15 protein-coding genes are annotated in these 17,332 nt (G+C 55.0%); 13 read left to right on the forward strand and 2 right to left on the reverse strand.

Annotated features, from left to right (window positions below):
* Positions 1-7 precede the first annotated feature (7 nt).
* The 3 genes from hslU (at position 8) to rraA (ending at position 2,919) form a co-directional block, all read left to right on the forward strand.
* Positions 8-1,342 carry an ATP-dependent protease ATPase subunit HslU gene (hslU, locus tag AC5JPW_RS02815; protein ID WP_494238161.1) on the forward strand — a complete coding sequence of 445 codons (1,335 nt, stop codon included), beginning with the start codon at positions 8-10 and terminating at the stop codon, positions 1,340-1,342.
* A gap of 69 nt (positions 1,343-1,411) precedes the next feature.
* Entirely contained in the window at positions 1,412-2,341 is a 930-nt protein-coding gene (gene menA, locus AC5JPW_RS02820) for a 1,4-dihydroxy-2-naphthoate polyprenyltransferase (protein ID WP_494238162.1), read from the forward strand.
* A gap of 92 nt (positions 2,342-2,433) precedes the next feature.
* The gene (gene rraA, locus AC5JPW_RS02825; protein WP_494238163.1) at positions 2,434-2,919 is read left to right on the forward strand and encodes a ribonuclease E activity regulator RraA; all 486 of its coding nucleotides are present in this window, start codon (positions 2,434-2,436) and stop codon (positions 2,917-2,919) included.
* 60 nt (positions 2,920-2,979) lie between these two features.
* Here the strand turns inward: rraA and AC5JPW_RS02830 are convergent, their stop codons facing one another.
* Positions 2,980-3,909, reverse strand: coding sequence for a LysR substrate-binding domain-containing protein (locus AC5JPW_RS02830; protein WP_494238164.1), 930 nt, complete (start codon positions 3,907-3,909; stop codon positions 2,980-2,982).
* A 407-nt stretch (positions 3,910-4,316) separates the two neighbouring features.
* Between AC5JPW_RS02830 and AC5JPW_RS02835 the strand changes: the two genes are divergently transcribed.
* From AC5JPW_RS02835 to AC5JPW_RS02865, 7 genes are all read left to right on the forward strand, one after another.
* Positions 4,317-4,922, forward strand: coding sequence for an ankyrin repeat domain-containing protein (locus AC5JPW_RS02835; protein ID WP_494238165.1), 606 nt, complete (start codon positions 4,317-4,319; stop codon positions 4,920-4,922).
* A gap of 39 nt (positions 4,923-4,961) precedes the next feature.
* Positions 4,962-5,855, forward strand: a complete 894-nt coding sequence (locus AC5JPW_RS02840; protein ID WP_494238248.1) for an oxamate carbamoyltransferase subunit AllH family protein — start codon at positions 4,962-4,964, stop codon at positions 5,853-5,855.
* Entirely contained in the window at positions 5,815-7,362 is a 1,548-nt protein-coding gene (gene fdrA, locus AC5JPW_RS02845; RefSeq protein WP_494238166.1) for an acyl-CoA synthetase FdrA, read from the forward strand. Before AC5JPW_RS02840 ends, fdrA begins: the two co-directional genes overlap by 41 nt.
* A complete protein-coding gene (locus AC5JPW_RS02850; protein ID WP_494238167.1) occupies positions 7,362-8,780 on the forward strand; it encodes a YlbE family protein in 1,419 nt (472 codons plus the stop codon). Before fdrA ends, AC5JPW_RS02850 begins: the two co-directional genes overlap by 1 nt.
* A gap of 128 nt (positions 8,781-8,908) precedes the next feature.
* Complete coding sequence (locus AC5JPW_RS02855; protein WP_494238168.1) at positions 8,909-10,453, forward strand: permease family protein; 1,545 nt, start codon at positions 8,909-8,911, stop codon at positions 10,451-10,453.
* 83 nt (positions 10,454-10,536) lie between these two features.
* On the forward strand, positions 10,537-11,487 hold the full coding sequence (locus AC5JPW_RS02860) for a carbamate kinase family protein (RefSeq protein ID WP_494238169.1): 951 nt from the start codon (positions 10,537-10,539) through the stop codon (positions 11,485-11,487).
* Positions 11,488-11,509: 22 nt separating this feature from the next.
* Positions 11,510-12,898, forward strand: a complete 1,389-nt coding sequence (locus tag AC5JPW_RS02865; RefSeq protein ID WP_494238170.1) for an amidohydrolase family protein — start codon at positions 11,510-11,512, stop codon at positions 12,896-12,898.
* A 156-nt stretch (positions 12,899-13,054) separates the two neighbouring features.
* Here the strand turns inward: AC5JPW_RS02865 and zapB are convergent, their stop codons facing one another.
* Positions 13,055-13,300, reverse strand: a complete 246-nt coding sequence (gene zapB, locus AC5JPW_RS02870) for a septal ring assembly protein ZapB (protein ID WP_121497563.1) — start codon at positions 13,298-13,300, stop codon at positions 13,055-13,057.
* A gap of 451 nt (positions 13,301-13,751) precedes the next feature.
* Here zapB and AC5JPW_RS02875 point away from each other — a divergent pair, with 451 nt between their 5' ends.
* The 3 genes from AC5JPW_RS02875 (at position 13,752) to glpX (ending at position 17,282) form a co-directional block, all read left to right on the forward strand.
* The gene (locus AC5JPW_RS02875) at positions 13,752-14,597 is read left to right on the forward strand and encodes an MIP/aquaporin family protein (protein ID WP_494238171.1); all 846 of its coding nucleotides are present in this window, start codon (positions 13,752-13,754) and stop codon (positions 14,595-14,597) included.
* A gap of 21 nt (positions 14,598-14,618) precedes the next feature.
* Complete coding sequence (gene glpK, locus AC5JPW_RS02880) at positions 14,619-16,127, forward strand: glycerol kinase GlpK (protein ID WP_494238172.1); 1,509 nt, start codon at positions 14,619-14,621, stop codon at positions 16,125-16,127.
* A 144-nt stretch (positions 16,128-16,271) separates the two neighbouring features.
* The gene (gene glpX / locus AC5JPW_RS02885) at positions 16,272-17,282 is read left to right on the forward strand and encodes a class II fructose-bisphosphatase (RefSeq protein WP_494238173.1); all 1,011 of its coding nucleotides are present in this window, start codon (positions 16,272-16,274) and stop codon (positions 17,280-17,282) included.
* The last annotated feature ends 50 nt before the right edge of the window (positions 17,283-17,332 follow it).

Below are 17,332 nucleotides of genomic sequence, written 5' to 3' on the forward strand. Positions count from 1 at the left end.
ATTTCCCATGTCTGAAATGACCCCACGCGAAATTGTCAGCGAACTGAACAAACACATCATCGGTCAGGACGCGGCGAAGCGTTCAGTGGCTATCGCCCTGCGTAACCGCTGGCGTCGTATGCAGCTTGATGAAGAGCTGCGCCACGAAGTTACCCCGAAAAACATTCTGATGATCGGCCCGACCGGTGTCGGTAAAACCGAGATTGCGCGTCGTCTGGCGAAGCTGGCAAACGCGCCTTTCATCAAAGTTGAAGCGACCAAATTCACCGAAGTGGGCTATGTCGGTAAAGAAGTGGACTCTATCATCCGCGATCTGACCGATTCTGCTATCAAAATGGTACGCGTGCAGTCCATCGAGAAAAACCGCTATCGTGCCGAAGAGATGGCAGAAGAGCGCATTCTGGACGTACTGATCCCACCGGCCAAAAACAACTGGGGCCAGTCAGAGCAGCCGGCTGAGCCGTCCGCAGCACGTCAGTCCTTCCGCAAAAAACTGCGCGAAGGCCAATTGGATGACAAAGAGATTGAGATCGATCTCGCCGCTGCACCGATGGGCGTTGAAATCATGGCGCCTCCGGGCATGGAAGAGATGACCAGCCAGTTGCAGTCGATGTTCCAGAACCTGGGTGGCCAGAAGCAGAAGCCGCGCAAACTGAAAATCAAAGACGCCATGAAACTGCTGGTGGAAGAAGAAGCTGCCAAACTGGTGAACCCGGAAGAGCTGAAACAGGATGCTATCGACGCGGTTGAGCAGCACGGTATCGTCTTCATCGATGAAATCGACAAAATCTGTAAGCGTGGTGGCAACACCTCCGGCCCGGATGTCTCCCGCGAAGGCGTTCAGCGCGATCTGCTGCCGCTGGTGGAAGGTTGCACCGTCTCCACCAAACACGGCATGGTCAAAACTGACCACATCCTGTTTATTGCCTCCGGTGCGTTCCAGGTCGCCAGCCCGTCAGACTTGATCCCGGAGCTGCAGGGCCGTCTGCCGATTCGCGTCGAGCTGAAAGCGCTGACCACCGAAGATTTCGAACGCATCCTGACCGAGCCAAATGCGTCTGTCACCGTACAGTACAAAGCATTGATGGCGACCGAAGGCGTGAACATTGAGTTTACCGACGACGGCATCAAGCGTATCGCTCAGGCGGCATGGCAGGTTAACGAAACCACCGAGAACATCGGTGCTCGTCGTCTGCACACCGTGCTGGAGCGTCTGATGGAAGACATTTCCTACGATGCGAGCGACCTGAACGGCGAAAGTATTACGATTGATGCAGACTATGTAGGTAAGCATCTTGATGCTTTAGTGGCAGATGAAGATCTGAGCCGTTTTATCTTATAATCCCCGCCACAATGTTTTCATCATTATCGATGGGGGCTTATGCCCCCATTTTTATTATTGGCTGGGACTATGACTGAGACACAACCTTTGAGCCGTACCCAGGCCTGGCTGGAAAGCCTGCGGCCTAAAACGCTACCCCTGGCCTTTGCCGCCATTGTGGTAGGCACGGCGCTCGCCTGGTGGCAGGGTTTCTTCGATCCTCTGGTCGCCGTACTCGCATTAAGCACTGCCGGGCTGCTGCAAATTCTCTCCAATCTGGCTAACGATTATGGTGACGCAGTCAAAGGCAGCGACAAGCCTGACCGTATCGGCCCTCTGCGCGGCATGCAAAAAGGGGCGATCTCCCTTGAGCAGATGAAGCGTGCGCTCATCATCGTCATTGTGCTGAGTTGTATTTCGGGTCTGCTGCTTCTGCTTGCAGCGACGCATACAGTGGCAGACTTTGTCGGTTTCGTGGTATTGGGCGGGCTGTCCATTATCGCCGCTATCACCTACACAGTCGGCAAGCGCCCCTATGGTTATATTGGCCTCGGTGATGTCTCGGTACTGATTTTCTTCGGCTGGTTGAGCGTGATGGGAAGCTGGTATCTCCAGGCGCACATGCTGAGTCTGGCCATCTTCCTGCCTGCCACCGCCTGCGGTCTGTTGGCGACCGCCGTGCTCAACATCAATAACCTGCGCGACATCGACAGCGACAGAGAGAATGGCAAAATCACTTTAGTGGTACGCCTGGGACCGGTTAACGCACGTCGTTACCATGCCTGCCTGCTCGCGGGCGCAATCGTCTGTCTGGCACTGTTTAACCTGCTCTCGTTGCAAAGCGTCTGGGGTTGGCTGTTCCTGCTCGCCACGCCGCTGCTGTTTAAACAGGCCCGTTTTGTGATGCGCGAGCTGAGCCCGAAAGCGATGCCACCGATGCTGGAACGCACGGTAAAAGGCGCACTGCTGACTAACTTATTGTTTGTGGTTGGAATTATCCTGAGTCAGGTGCATTTTTAACTGACAGAGGTCAATTAACAATTGATGATTTTGCCAACAATGCGCGATGCGGGATATACTGACTACTCTCGCAGCAACTGAACGTTAAGCCTATGAAATACGATACGTCTGAGCTCTGTGACATCTACCAGGAAGATGTCAACGTCGTGGAACCGCTGTTCTCCAATTTTGGTGGACGGTCGTCGTTTGGCGGTCAAATCATCACGGTGAAATGTTTCGAGGACAACGGGTTGCTGTACGATCTGCTCGAACAAAATGGCCGTGGTCGTGTACTGCTGGTCGATGGCGGCGGTTCTGTTCGCCGTGCCTTAATTGATGCGGACCTGGCCCGCATCGCTACGCAGAACGAATGGGAAGGTATTGTCGTCTATGGCGCAGTGCGTCAGGTCGATGACCTTGAGGAGTTGGATCTGGGGATCCAGGCCATCGCCGCGATTCCGGTTGGTGCAGCAGGTGAAGGGATTGGTGAGAGTGATGTCCGCGTCAACTTTGGCGGCGTGACCTTCTTCTCTGGCGACCATCTCTACGCCGACAATACTGGCATTATCCTTTCCGAAGATGCGTTAGATATCGAGTAGTTCGCTTTCGCTTTACCGCAAAAGGGGTCAGGAAACTGGCCCCTTTTTCATTTTGCCGGTTCACTCATGGTGCAATAAATCCGAATAAATCGTGGTCAGCACCCCGCCCGGGGCAAACTGTTTCTTGATCCATTGGGTAACCTGCCCGGTTGCCGCATGCTGAGTCGCCAGCAACATGCGTGAATCCTGGCGCGGATTATGAATTTTTCGTGTCACCAGCCGCTTCTCTTCCGCCGCTTCCCGCACCAGGTAATCCGGTAAAAAACCGATCCCCTCACCCAAAATCTGGCACTGACATTTGGTGTTGAAGTCCGGCACCAGAATGGCCTCCTGCCCGTGCAGCAACCACCCCACCTTCTTGTTAATGGTATGCGCGGTGTCTTCCACCATGATGTTGGGATAGAGACGCAACTGGCTTTCAGAGATGGGTTCTGGCACAAAGGCCAGGGGATGGTCAGGTGCAATAGCAAACGACCAGCGAATAGCGCCAATCTCCGTGTAATCAATCCCACCGCCGTCCAGCAACGTGTCTGGCGCACCAATCGCAATGTTCGCCTGATTATTGATAATCGAATCCCAGACGCCGTTGTACACCTCAGTGGTCACGGTTATCTGGCAGGTAGGGAACTGCTTTTTCAGTACCTGCAGCAGTCGCGCCGTGTGGCGTGGCGTGTAGAGCAACTGGTTAATGCAGATACGTACCCGCGCTTCGATGCCCTGGGCGATGGTATCAATGCTGCGCTTGATGGCATGAAAGTCATTCAGCAGATCGGTGGCTTTACGGTAGAAGTAAAAACCCGACTCGGTAAGCTCAATACTGCGCGTGCTACGGGTGAACAGCACAACATCCAGCCCGGTCTCCATACGCTTGATGGTGTAACTGATGGCCGACGTTGTCAGCCCCAGCTCTTCCGCCGCTTTACTGAAACTGCCATAGCGTGCCGCCGTGGTGAACGCCAGGAGGTTCTCTTCGGTAAAGATGGAATTCATGCTTAGGGTGACTCCTGTTGTGAGCGGGCGAAAAAGCGGTGTTCCACCTTACCCTGGAAGAATTGTTGAATGTATTTGTAATCCTTATGGCGGGCAATCAGTTTTGAACAATATTTAACACTGGATTTACATCTAATTTGAAGGCAATCACACTTCTACACTTTCTTTCTATGCCTTGCGTGGAGCGGGGTGAGAGATATTCTGCCGAATAGCTCTCCGCCAGGAAAAAATGGCTTCAATATAAGAAAATCCTTGCTCAGACGCACATCCCACCCTCATTGTTAAATCATATTCAACAATGCTTCCTTTAGTGATGAATGATTTTTAAACGGATGTTCAATGCAGATCTCTGTTGCTATTCTCAACAACAGAGAACGTTATTAGCTTCAAGAAAAAGGGGTCAGAAAATGTCTCAAGATGAACTCAGCGGCGAATTTTTACTGGCCGCAGAAAAAGGCAATGCCGATGCGCTAAAAGCCTGCCTTGCTAAAAATGTCGATATTAACGTAACTAACCGACAGGGTCGCACGGCAATCGTTATTGCCAGTCTGAATAAACACTACGATTGCGTGGAATTATTAATTTCTTCCGGTGCTGATATTAATAAACAAGACCAGACCTGCTTTAACCCTTTCCTGATTAGCTGCCTGAATAACGATTTAACGTTATTACGCCTGGTGCTTCCGGCAAATCCCGATCTGAATTGTTTAAGCCGCTTTGGTGGCGTGGGTATTACCCCTGCCAGTGAAAAAGGCCACGTTGAAATCGTTCGTGAATTACTGACCCATACCGATATTAATGTGAACCACACCAACTTTGTTGGCTGGACGCCGCTGCTGGAAGCCATAGTGCTCAACGACGGCGGAGCGAAGCAGCAGGAGATCGTTAAGCTGCTGCTGGACCACGGCGCTAATCCACATATGACCGATAAATACGGTAAATCACCGCTGACCCTGGCGCGTGAAAAAGGCTATCACGAGATTGCCGCCCTGCTGGTTACCGCTGGGGCATAACAGAGGAGACGCGTTATCGCACAGCCAGAAAGGCGGTGCATTGTAGCGCTATCGGCAGACGGAGCCTTTCCCCGCGAGCCTCTTAGCGGCGTTGTTGAGCAGGTTTTCTCCCGTGCGGTTAACCTGTTCATCCCAGAGCAAAACACGCTTGTTACCTTATTAAGCGAAATTTGCGATAACGCCCCGAACAGCTGTCGCCTGGCGCTCAGGCACTGTCATGAAGACTTTCGCACTGGCGAGCCAGTGCAGTTTTACCCGGATGGCATCAGGATTGGTCAGGATAAATGGATTAGTTATTCCCAATGTCAGCAGTGGCATCCTCCAGACCTTTCTATTACTGCCGAACACTTTCAGCGAATTTCCTGGCACACGTGGAGTGCACGCATTCATCAGGAAATAAGCACTAGCAGTTCTCTTTTTTATTATCGCGGTGACAATATTTTTTATCGCGAACTGGAAAAACATCTTAACCATAACCGTGGAAATTTATTGCATGCGCTGCGCAGTGATTTAAATCCGCAAGCAGCAATAATCAAATTATTAGGATTAGGTATTGGCCTGACCCCAACGGGCGATGACTGGCTTACCGGTTTTTTCGCCATATGGTTATTACCCGGTCATCCGGGGTGTAAAGATCGCCAACATTTTATATCGGCGATCACTCAGGCAAAAAATAAAACGACCTTACTCAGTGCAGTGACACTGAGTGCAGCAATACAGCATCGCTATCGGGAAAGCATCGGGCAATTAATTAAAAAGATTGCCACTAACGATAGTAAGGAAATAACTGACACTCTCACCGAAATTAAAAAAATCGGGTCAAGTTCAGGCTGCGACATGCTTTGTGGCATGGCAGACGCCTGCGCGCTGACCGCCTGTTTTGGAGAATATTATGACGACCAGGATAGTTATCAAAAAGAACACCTATTTTGATTCTGTCTCTTTGATGTCCATCTCGACGAAGGCCAACAAGCTCGACGGTGTTGAGCAGGCATTTGTCGCGATGGCGACGGAAATGAACAAAGGCGTGCTCAAAAATCTGGGGCTGTTAACGCCAGAGCTTGAGGAAGCAAAAAACGGCGATCTGATGATCGTCATTAAAGGTGCAAGCGACGAAGCCAACGACGCCTCTCTCACCGCCATCGAAGCGCTTTTCACCCAGAAAGACAAAGGGGGCAGCCACGAGTCCCGTTACGCCACTATCGCCAGCGCCAAGCAGCACCGCCCGGAGAGTAACCTGGTGGTGATCTCCGTGAACGGTCAGTTTGCCGCCCGAGAAGCCCGTCAGGCGCTGGAAAATAATCTCAACGTGATGCTCTTTTCCGACAACGTCTCACTGGATGACGAGGTGGCACTCAAACAGTTGGCGCACGAAAAAGGGTTGCTGATGATGGGGCCGGACTGCGGCACCGCGATCATCAACGGCACGGCGCTGTGCTTTGGGAACGCCGTGCGTCGCGGCAACATCGGCATTATTGGCGCGTCCGGTACCGGCAGCCAGGAGCTGAGCGTGCGCATCCATGAATTCAGCGGCGGCATTTCGCAACTGATTGGCACCGGCGGTCGCGATCTCAGCGAAAAAGTAGGTGGCCTGATGATGCTCGACGCGCTGGCGATGCTGGAAGCGGATGAGCAAACCGACGTTATCGTGCTGGTCTCCAAGCCACCCGCACAGGCGGTAGCCGACAAAGTTCTGGCTCGTGCGCGTGCCTGTCGTAAGCCGGTCGTGGTCTGCTTCCTTGGCCGTAATACGCCACCAGCAGATGAAGACGGGTTGCAGTTTGCCCGCGCCACCAAGGAAGCTGCGCTGAAAGCGGTGCTGCTGACCGGGGTGAAAAAAGAGTCTCTCGACCTGCACTCACTGAACTGGCCATTGATTGAAGAGGTCCGCGCCCGCCTGACGCCGCAGCAGAAGTACATTCGCGGTCTGTTCTGCGGCGGCACCCTGTGCGACGAAGCGATGTTCGCCGCCATGGAAAAGCATACTGACGTCTGGAGCAACATCCACCCGGACCCACAATTCCGCCTGAAAGATCTGAATAAAAGCCAGGGACACACTTTCCTCGACTTTGGCGATGACGATTTCACCAACGGCAAACCGCACCCGATGATCGACCCGACCAACCGCATCAGCCGCCTCTTACAGGAAGCGCGTGACCCGCAAGTGGGCGTGATTGTCATGGACTTCGTGCTCGGCTTTGGCTCCCACGAAGACCCGGTCGGCGTGATGGTCGATGCCATTAAAGAAGCGAAAGCCATCGCCGCTGGCGAAAACCGCCCGCTGGAAATTCTGGGCTACGTGTTAGGCACCGATCTGGACACACCGTCTTTACAGCAACAATGCCAGATGCTGACCGATGCCGGCGTTATCTGGGCAAGCAGCAGCACCAACACTGGGTTACTGGCGCGTGAATTCGTCGTCAAAGGGGAGGAAGCCTGATGAGTCAGACACTGTTTAACCAACCGCTGAACGTGATTAACGTCGGCATCGCTATGTTCACTGATGATTTGAAAAAACAGCGCGTGGACGTCACCCAGCTTGACTGGACGCCGCCGGGTCAGGGGAATATGCAGGTTGTTGCAGCCCTTGATCAAATAGCGTCCCCCACGCTTGCCGACAGAATTGCCGCCGCCAACAAACTGGCGCTGGAGCGCATTATTCAGTCGCACCCGGTGCTGGTCGGTTTTGACCAGGCCATCAACGTGGTACCAGGCATGACGCCCACCACGATTCTGCACGCAGGCCCTCCTATTACCTGGGAAAAAATGTGCGGGGCGATGAAAGGCGCGGTGACCGGAGCACTGGTGTTTGAAGGACTGGCTAAGGATCTGGAGGACGCGGCAAGGCTGGCGGCATCCGGCGAGATAACCTTCTCCCCGTGCCACGAGCATGACTGTGTCGGTTCTATGGCTGGCGTCACATCGGCCTCCATGTTTATGCACGTCGTTGAAAATAAAACGTATGGTAATCGCGCTTACACCAACATGAGTGAGCAGATGGCGAAAATCCTGCGTATGGGCGCCAACGACCAGAGCGTCATTGACCGTCTGAACTGGATGCGCGATGTGCAGGGCCCGATTCTGCGCGATGCCATGAAGCTGGCGGGCGAGATTGATCTGCGCCTGATGCTGGCTCAGGCGCTGCACATGGGCGACGAGTGCCACAACCGCAACAACGCGGGCACCACGCTGCTGATTCAGGCGCTGACGCCGTGGATCATTCAGACCGGTTATCCGGTGGAACAGCAGCGCGACGTGTTTGAGTTTGTCGCCAGCAGCGATTACTTCTCCGGCCCGACCTGGATGGTGCTGTGTAAAGCGGCGATGGATGCCGCCCACGGCATTGAGTACAGCACCGTGGTCACCACCATGGCGCGTAACGGCGTGGAGTTTGGCCTGCGCATCAGCGGCCTGCCGGGCCACTGGTTTACCGGCCCGTCACAGCAGGTGATTGGTCCGATGTTTGCGGGCTACAAGCCGGAAGATTCCGGGCTGGACATCGGCGACAGCGCGATTACTGAAACCTACGGCATTGGTGGTTTCGCCATGGCAACAGCTCCGGCCATCGTGGCGCTGGTCGGCGGCACGGTAGATGAAGCCATCGACTTCTCACGCCAGATGCGGGAAATCACGCTGGGCGAGAACCCTAACGTGACCATACCTTTGCTGTCGTTTATGGGCGTACCAACGGCTATCGATATCACCAAAGTCGGCGGCAGTGGAATTTTGCCGGTCATCAATACCGCCATTGCCCACAAAGACGCGGGTATCGGCATGATTGGCGCAGGCATCGTTCATCCGCCGTTCGCCTGTTTTGAGAAAGCCATTTTGAGTTACCGCGACCGCTACTGCCAATAACAAGAAAACAGGGCTGGCGAAGGTCAGCCCTGGGTAGTTGAGCGCGATTCGTTATTCACCTGCAGGACCCGTACCGATCCCGGAATATCCCGGATCGTAGAGCGTTTGTAACCTGTGAAGGACATTCCATGAACAGAGTAAAATTAGAGTGGAAACGCGGTGACTGGGCAGCCTACTTCGGGCTGATGACCAACAACCTGACTAACCTGCTCACCATGATGGGGCTGCTCATCTTCGTGGTGGGTATCCCCAAAGAGATTGTTTACGGCCGTATCGCCCCGGCGTTTGGTTTTGCCGTGCTGGTCGCGAGTATCAGTTACGCATGGTTTGGTATGCAGATGGCACGCCAGACGGGGCGGACTGATGTTACCGCTCTGCCTTCCGGGCCAAGCGCGCCGTCGATTTTTACCGTCACCTTCCTCGTACTGATGCCGGTTTATCAGCAGACGGGTGATGCAGATTTCGCTATTCAGATTGGCCTGGTGTGGTGCTTCGTTGAAGCGCTGATCCTCGCCGGTGGCTCTTTCCTCGGCGAAACCATCCGCAAGATGATCCCGCGCACCGTATTGCTCTCCTGCCTCTCTGGTCTGGGTCTGCTGCTGCTGGCCATGAACCCGATGCTGCAGGCCTTCGAAGCACCGACCGTGTCGTTCATCGTGCTGCTGCTGATCTTCATTAACTGGTTCGGCAAGAAACCGATTTTCGCCCGTATCCCGACCGGTCTGTTGCTGCTGATTGCCGGTACAGCCCTGGCGTGGATTTCTGGTCTGCAAAGCCCGGAGGCCATTAAAGCGTCGATGTCGTCCTTTGGCTTTAACCCGCCGGAAATCCATGTGGACAGCTTCATGCAGGGTCTGCCGCACGCGCTGCCTTACCTGGCCTCTGCCGTACCGCTGGGCCTGGCAAACTACATCTTCGACCTGGAAAATATTGAAAGCGCCCACGCCGCCGGTGATGAGTACAACACCCGCAAAGTCATGCTGGCAAACGGCCTCTCCTCGATGCTGGGCTGCCTGCTGGGCAACCCATTCCCGGTGACGGTCTATGTCGGTCACGCGGGCTGGAAAGCGATGGGTGCCAGCATCGGCTACACCCTGGCATCCGGCGTCACCATGTTCCTCGTCCCGCTGTTTGGTCTCGGCGCGTTTATGCTCGCCATTATTCCGATGACCGCCATCGTGCCGATTCTGGTGTTTATCGGCGTGGTCACCGCCAACCAGGTGGTGAGGGAAACGCCCAAAATTGAGGTTCCTGTCATCTTCATCTGCCTGTTCCCGTGGATAGCCAACTGGGCGCTCACCATGGTCAACAGCGTGATGGGTGCCGCGGGTACCTCAGCGGCAAAACTGGGCACCGACCTGCTGCACAGCAAAGGCGTTTACTACCAGGGGCTGGTGCATCTGGGCAACGGCGCACCGCTCGCCAGTATGATCTGGGGCTGTATCGCCATCTTCGCCATCATCAATAAACCGCTGCGTGGTGCTGTTGCTGCCGCAGGTGGCGCGCTGCTGGCGCTGTTCGGGGTCATACACTCCCCGGTTGTCGGCTTTGCTCAGGGCTCATCGCTGATGTTCGTCGCCGCTTACCTGATGATGTCCGGCATGTTCGTGGTGAAACATGTGCTCGACAGCCGTGAAGCCGCGCAGGCTGCTGCGCCGGTCTCTGAAGCTTGATGATTGCCCCGTATTCCCCCTCTCCCCTATGGGGAGAGGGCCGGGGTGAGGGGATCAAACCGCACCTTTGCGAAGGAAAACACATGAAAGAACTCGTGGTGGTTGCCATTGGTGGTAACAGCATTATCAAAGACAACGCCAGCCAGTCCGTTGAACACCAGTCCGAAGCGGTCAAAAAGGTCGCGGAATCGGTACTGGAGATGCTGGCCTCGGATTTCGACATCGTCCTTACCCACGGCAACGGTCCGCAAGTCGGGCTGGATTTACGCCGCGCCGAAATCGCCCATGAGCGGGAAGGTTTACCCCTTACGCCGCTGGCTAACTGTGTCGCCGACACCCAGGGCGGCATCGGTTACTTAATTCAACAGGCACTGAACAACCTGCTCAGCCAGCGTGGCGATCAGAAGGCCGTCACCGTGGTCACCCAGGTGGAAGTCGATGCCAAAGACCCCGGCTTTACGCACCCAACGAAACCTATCGGCGCGTTCTTTAGCGAAGCCCAGCGAGACGCACTACAGGTTGCACACCCGGACTGGCACTTTGTCGAAGACTCCGGTCGTGGCTATCGTCGCGTCGTCGCCTCCCCGGAACCGCAGCGCATCGTCGAAGCGGATGCGATTAAAGCGCTGACCAAACAGGGCTTTGTGGTGATCGGCGCAGGTGGCGGTGGGATCCCGGTGATTCGTTCTTCACAAGGCCATTATCAGAGCGTGGATGCGGTGATCGACAAAGATCTCTCCACGGCGCTGCTGGCCCGGGAAATTCAGGCCGACATTCTGGTTATCACCACCGGCGTGGAAAAAGTATGCGTCCACTTCGGTAAACCGCAGCAGCGCGCCCTTGATGAAGTGAACGTCGCCGCGATGACGGAGTACATGCGGGAAGGCCATTTCCCGGCGGGTAGCATGCTGCCAAAAATCGTCGCCAGCCTCGATTTTCTGCGCCAGGGCGGCAAACGGGTGATCATCACCTCGCCAGACTGCTTACCTGCTGCCCTGCGCGGTGAAACGGGCACCCACATCGTACCTGCCTGACAGGCCACAAAAGGAAGAGAAGATGACTGACAATAAAAGCCGCCGGGAATTTTTAAGCCAAAGCGGCAAAATCGCCACCGCCTGTGCGCTGTTTGGCGCGACGGGTTCTGTCGCGTATGCTGCGAAGTCCACCACTGAGAGTGATGAGACACGCAACGCCATGACGCTCCTCGATAAACACTACTATCTCGACAATGTGCTGCTGGAAACGGGTTTCGAATACGAAGGTAAGACAGCGACGCATACGCTCACCACACTGCATACGCTCGAAATCAACAATGGCAAAATTGTGGCGTTGGGCGACAACAAGCAGCATAAAAATGCTGCTCTACCCCGCTACGATGCCGGCGGTAAGCTGATGCTGCCCGCCATGCGCGATATGCACATCCATCTGGATAAAACCTTTTATGGCGGCCCCTGGCGGTCACTGAATCGCCCGGCGGGCACCACCATTCAGGATATGATTCGCCTGGAGCAGACGCTGCTGCCGGAACTTCAGCCCTATACCCAGGAGCGTGCCGGGAAGCTTATCGACCTGCTGCAGTCTAAGGGGTCAACCATTGCCCGCAGCCATTGCAACATTGAACCGACCTCCGGGCTGAAAAATCTGGAAAACCTGCAGGCAGTGCTGGAGCGTCGTCGCGCCGGTTTTCGCTGCGAAATCGTTGCCTTCCCGCAACACGGTCTGTTGCTCTCTAAATCTGAACCACTGATGCGCGAAGCGATGCAGGCGGGGGCGCACTATGTGGGTGGTCTGGACCCCACCAGCGTTGACGGGGCAATGGAAAAGTCGCTCGACACCATGTTCCAGATTGCACTCGATTACGGTAAAGGGGTCGATATCCATCTGCATGAAACCAGCCCCGCAGGAGTAGCCGCCGTCAATTATATGGTTGAAACAGTGGAGAAAAACCCCGCACTGAAAGGCAAGCTGACCATCAGTCATGCCTTTGCGCTGGCAACGCTTAATGAACAGCAGGTAGATGAACTGGCCACCCGCATGGCGGCGCAGCAGGTTACCATCGCCTCGACCGTGCCGATTGGCACCCTGCACATGCCGCTTAAGCAGCTGCGCGAGAAAGGGGTATTTGTGATGACCGGAACCGACAGCGTGATCGACCACTGGTCGCCTTATGGGCTCGGCGACATGCTGGAAAAGGCCAATCTGTATGCGCAGCTCTACATCCGCCCGAACGAGCAGACGCTGTCACGCGCACTCGGAATCGCAACCGGGGATGTCTTGCCGCTCAATGATAAAGGCGAACGCGTCTGGCCAAACGCGCAGGATGAGGCCAGCTTTGTGCTGGTAGATGCGTCCTGCTCTGCCGAAGCAGTCGCGCGCATTTCACCACGCACCGCCACCTTCCATCAGGGGGAACTGGTGTGGGGAACGATGAGCAAATCAGCCTAAAAACAAAAAGGCACCCTCGGGTGCCTTTTAGATTCGCGAAAGATTTCGTGTTGTAGCAAGATGGCCAGTAAGCGAATCCCCGGGAGCATAGTCCACTATGCGACTGGGGTGAGCGAACGCAGCCAACGCCGCTACGGCACGAAAGATGAAGCGTAATCAGACTTCTTCCATGCGGCCTAAGAGTGCCTGCAGGCGCTCCTGCCAGCCATGCTGTTGGTCTTTAAGCTGATTGTTTTCACGCTCCAGCTCTTCACGACCCTGCTGAGCAGAATGAATCTCCTGGCTCAGGCTGTTGTTCTTTTCTTTCAGCTCTTCGATTTCCATCTGCAACAACGTGATGGTATCAATCGCCTGCTGTACTTTTGCTTCCAGTTTCTCGAATACTTCTAATGACATCGTCATACCTCTCCTGAATTGCAAGGCGTTGATGGGTAGCTGTATCCCGGGGATACACCTTCGTTCCGTGAACGGCGACGCCTTAATCTGTTTAGCGCACGGTCTTAGTATCCGATTGTATGAAGCCCTGTAGCCCCTGTCCAGCGACAAGCCGCGCAGATCAAGCTTTGCAACACTTTTCAGTTTATGCCTGGGGACAGTAGCGGCCCTACTCCTTAATTGTTAAATTAAGGGTTACAAAAATGATTCAGCTCACACTTCGCTATAGTTACCTGCCATTCGAAAACGCGCCTCATAGCGCGAAAACGCTCATTTTATTGACGCAGTACACACATTTTGATTTCGATATTTCTCGTTTTTGAGCGTTAACGATAAATTAACAGTATGTCTACACGACATCTTGGAGCCCCGACCTCCATGCAAACAATAACCATTAAACTCTTTGCAGGATCCGATTATGAGTCAAACCTCAACCTTAAAAGGCCAGTGCATCGCCGAATTCCTCGGAACCGGGTTGTTGATTTTCTTCGGTGTGGGATGCGTTGCGGCGCTCAAAGTCGCGGGCGCCACCTTCGGGCAGTGGGAAATCAGTATTATTTGGGGTCTGGGCGTGGCGATGGCCATTTACCTGACCGCAGGGGTTTCCGGCGCACACCTTAACCCGGCAGTAACGATCGCGTTGTGGCTCTTTGCCTGTTTCGATGGGCGCAAAGTTGTTCCCTTTATTTTTTCCCAGTTTGCCGGCGCGTTCTGCGCCGCCGCGCTTGTTTACGGGCTTTATTACAATCTTTTCCTCGATTACGAACAGACGCACCACATTGTCCGCGGCACTGTCGAAAGTGTTGACCTGGCTGGCACTTTCTCAACTTACCCGAACCCGCATATCAATTTTGTGCAGGCCTTCGCGGTTGAAATGGTGATTACCGCTATTCTGATGGGCGTCATTATGGCGCTGGGGGACGACGGTAACGGTATTCCTCGCGGTCCACTCGCGCCACTGCTGATCGGCCTGCTGATCGCGGTTATCGGTGCCTCTATGGGTCCACTGACCGGGTTTGCGATGAATCCGGCACGTGATATCGGGCCGAAAGCATTCGCCTGGCTGGCAGGTTGGGGCAACGTTGCCTTCACCGGTGGCAAAGATATTCCTTACTTCCTCGTGCCGCTGTTCGCGCCAATTGTCGGCGCATCGCTGGGTGCCTTCGGTTATCGTAAACTGATTGGACGCCATTTGCCGTGTGATGTGTGCGCCGTGGAAGAGAAAGACGCCACCACTACCGCTCAACAAAAAGCTTCGCTGTAATGTGACTACGGGACATAAATCATGACTGACAAGAAATATATCGTTGCGCTCGACCAGGGCACTACCAGCTCCCGCGCCGTTGTAATGGACCATGACGCCAACATCATCAGCGTTTCACAGCGCGAATTCGAACAAATTTATCCTAAGCCAGGCTGGGTTGAGCATGACCCAATGGAAATCTGGGCAACCCAAAGCTCGACTCTGGTAGAAGTGCTGGCGAAAGCCGATATCAGTTCCGACGAAATCGCCGCTATCGGTATCACCAACCAGCGTGAAACTACCGTGGTCTGGGAGCGCGAAACCGGTAAACCGATTTACAATGCCATCGTCTGGCAGTGTCGCCGTACTGCGGAAATCTGCGAGAAGCTCAAGCGTGAAGGTATGGAAGATTACGTGCGTAGCGCTACCGGCCTGGTGGTTGACCCGTACTTCTCCGGTACCAAAGTGAAGTGGATCCTCGACCATGTTGAAGGTTCCCGTGAGCGTGCTAAACGTGGCGAGTTGCTGTTCGGTACCGTTGATACCTGGCTTATCTGGAAAATGACCCAGGGACGCGTACACGTTACTGATTACACCAACGCCTCCCGTACCATGCTGTTCAACATCAACACGCTGGAGTGGGACGACAAAATGCTGGAAGCGCTGGACATCCCACGCGCCATGCTGCCGGATGTACGCAAGTCTTCTGAAGTCTACGGCCAGACCAACATTGGTGGTAAAGGCGGTACGCGTATTCCTATCGCCGGGATCGCCGGTGACCAGCAGGCGGCGCTGTTCGGCCAACTGTGCGTCAAAGAAGGAATGGCGAAGAACACCTACGGTACAGGCTGCTTTATGCTGATGAACACCGGCGAGAAAGCGGTGAAATCAGAAAACGGTCTACTGACCACCATCGCCTGCGGTCCAAAAGGCGAAGTGAATTATGCGCTGGAAGGTGCGGTGTTCATGGCGGGTGCGTCTATTCAGTGGCTCCGTGACGAGATGAAACTGATCAGCGATGCGTTTGACTCTGAATATTTCGCGACCAAAGTGAAAGATACCAACGGCGTGTACGTGGTACCGGCGTTTACCGGTCTGGGTGCGCCTTACTGGGACCCGTATGCCCGTGGCGCGATCTTCGGTCTGACCCGTGGCGTGAACTCTAACCACATCATCCGTGCCACCCTGGAATCTATTGCTTACCAGACACGCGACGTTCTGGAAGCGATGCAGGCTGACTCCGGCATTCGTCTGCACGCCCTGCGCGTTGACGGCGGCGCTGTCGCCAACAACTTCCTGATGCAGTTCCAGTCCGACATTCTTGGCACCCGCGTGGAGCGTCCGGAAGTGCGAGAAGTGACGGCGCTGGGTGCAGCTTACCTGGCTGGTCTGGCAGTCGGCTTCTGGCAGAACCTGGATGAACTGCAGGAGAAAGCAGTCATCGAACGTGAATTCCGTCCGAGCATCGAAACCACCGAGCGTAACGTGCGTTACAGCGGCTGGAAAAAAGCCGTGAAACGCGCCCTGGCGTGGGAAGATCACGAAGAGTAATCCCCTCACCCTCACCTCTGTTTTCTCCCTCTCCCTGAGGGAGAGCGCTGGGGTGAGGGTCTCAGGCCACACCGTACCCGACCGTCCCCATGTCCCCTCTATGTGTTAAACTTCGCGCAATTTCTTTGACTTCACGAGTATGCAATGAGACGAGAACTTGCCATTGAATTTTCCCGCGTGACGGAAGCGGCTGCGTTGGCTGGCTACAAGTGGCTGGGTCGCGGCGACAAAAACATCGCCGACGGCGCAGCGGTTCACGCAATGCGCATTATGCTAAATCAGGTCAACATCGACGGTACCATTGTGATTGGCGAAGGGGAGATCGACGAAGCCCCAATGCTCTACATTGGTGAAAAAGTCGGTACCGGCAATGGGGATGCGGTGGATATCGCCGTTGATCCGATTGAAGGCACCCGCATGACCGCAATGGGTCAGGCGAATGCCCTGGCGGTGCTGGCGGTGGGCGATCAGGGCTGCTTCCTGAACGCACCGGATATGTACATGGAAAAACTGATTGTCGGCCCAGGCGCCAAAGGGGCTATCGACCTTAACCTTTCTCTGGCCGATAACCTGCGCAACGTCGCTGCAGCACTGGGTAAACCGCTCACGGAACTGACGGTGACCATTTTGGCTAAACCGCGCCACGACGCCACTATCGCCGAAATGCAAACACTCGGCGTGCGCGTCTTCGCGATTCCGGATGGCGATGTTGCCGCCTCTATTTTGACCTGCATGCCGGACAGCGAAGTCGACGTGCTCTACGGCATCGGCGGCGCACCGGAAGGTGTCGTCTCAGCGGCCGTTATCCGTGCGCTCGATGGCGACATGCAGGGCCGCCTGCTGGCTCGCCACCACGTGAAAGGCGATAGCGAAGAGAACCGCCGCATCGGGGAAAACGAACTGGAACGCTGCCAGGCCATGGGCATTGAAGCGGGCATTGTTTTGCGTCTGGACGATATGGCGCGCAGCGACAACGTGATTTTCTCCGCCACCGGGATCACCAAAGGCGACCTGCTGGATGGCATCACCCGTAAGGGCAATATTGCGACCACCGAGACCCTGCTGATTCGCGGGAAATCGCGCACCATTCGCCGTATTCAGTCGATTCACTATCTGGACCGCAAAGATCCGGACGTGCAGACGCATATTCTGTAAGTTTTTCGCCTAAATAATTCGAGTTGCAGCCGACGCACCTGCAACCTGAA

This window comes from Phytobacter sp. (assembly GCF_059074235.1).

Coding starts and splice junctions, on each gene's coding strand:
- hslU (WP_494238161.1), top strand. CDS start 8: ATGTCTGAAATGACCCCACGCGAAATTGTCAGCGAACTGAACAAACAC.
- menA (WP_494238162.1), top strand. CDS start 1,412: ATGACTGAGACACAACCTTTGAGCCGTACCCAGGCCTGGCTGGAAAGC.
- rraA (WP_494238163.1), top strand. CDS start 2,434: ATGAAATACGATACGTCTGAGCTCTGTGACATCTACCAGGAAGATGTC.
- AC5JPW_RS02830 (WP_494238164.1), bottom strand. CDS start 3,909: ATGAATTCCATCTTTACCGAAGAGAACCTCCTGGCGTTCACCACGGCG.
- AC5JPW_RS02835 (WP_494238165.1), top strand. CDS start 4,317: ATGTCTCAAGATGAACTCAGCGGCGAATTTTTACTGGCCGCAGAAAAA.
- fdrA (WP_494238166.1), top strand. CDS start 5,815: ATGACGACCAGGATAGTTATCAAAAAGAACACCTATTTTGATTCTGTC.
- AC5JPW_RS02850 (WP_494238167.1), top strand. CDS start 7,362: ATGAGTCAGACACTGTTTAACCAACCGCTGAACGTGATTAACGTCGGC.
- AC5JPW_RS02855 (WP_494238168.1), top strand. CDS start 8,909: ATGAACAGAGTAAAATTAGAGTGGAAACGCGGTGACTGGGCAGCCTAC.
- AC5JPW_RS02860 (WP_494238169.1), top strand. CDS start 10,537: ATGAAAGAACTCGTGGTGGTTGCCATTGGTGGTAACAGCATTATCAAA.
- AC5JPW_RS02865 (WP_494238170.1), top strand. CDS start 11,510: ATGACTGACAATAAAAGCCGCCGGGAATTTTTAAGCCAAAGCGGCAAA.
- zapB (WP_121497563.1), bottom strand. CDS start 13,300: ATGACGATGTCATTAGAAGTATTCGAGAAACTGGAAGCAAAAGTACAG.
- AC5JPW_RS02875 (WP_494238171.1), top strand. CDS start 13,752: ATGAGTCAAACCTCAACCTTAAAAGGCCAGTGCATCGCCGAATTCCTC.
- glpK (WP_494238172.1), top strand. CDS start 14,619: ATGACTGACAAGAAATATATCGTTGCGCTCGACCAGGGCACTACCAGC.
- glpX (WP_494238173.1), top strand. CDS start 16,272: ATGAGACGAGAACTTGCCATTGAATTTTCCCGCGTGACGGAAGCGGCT.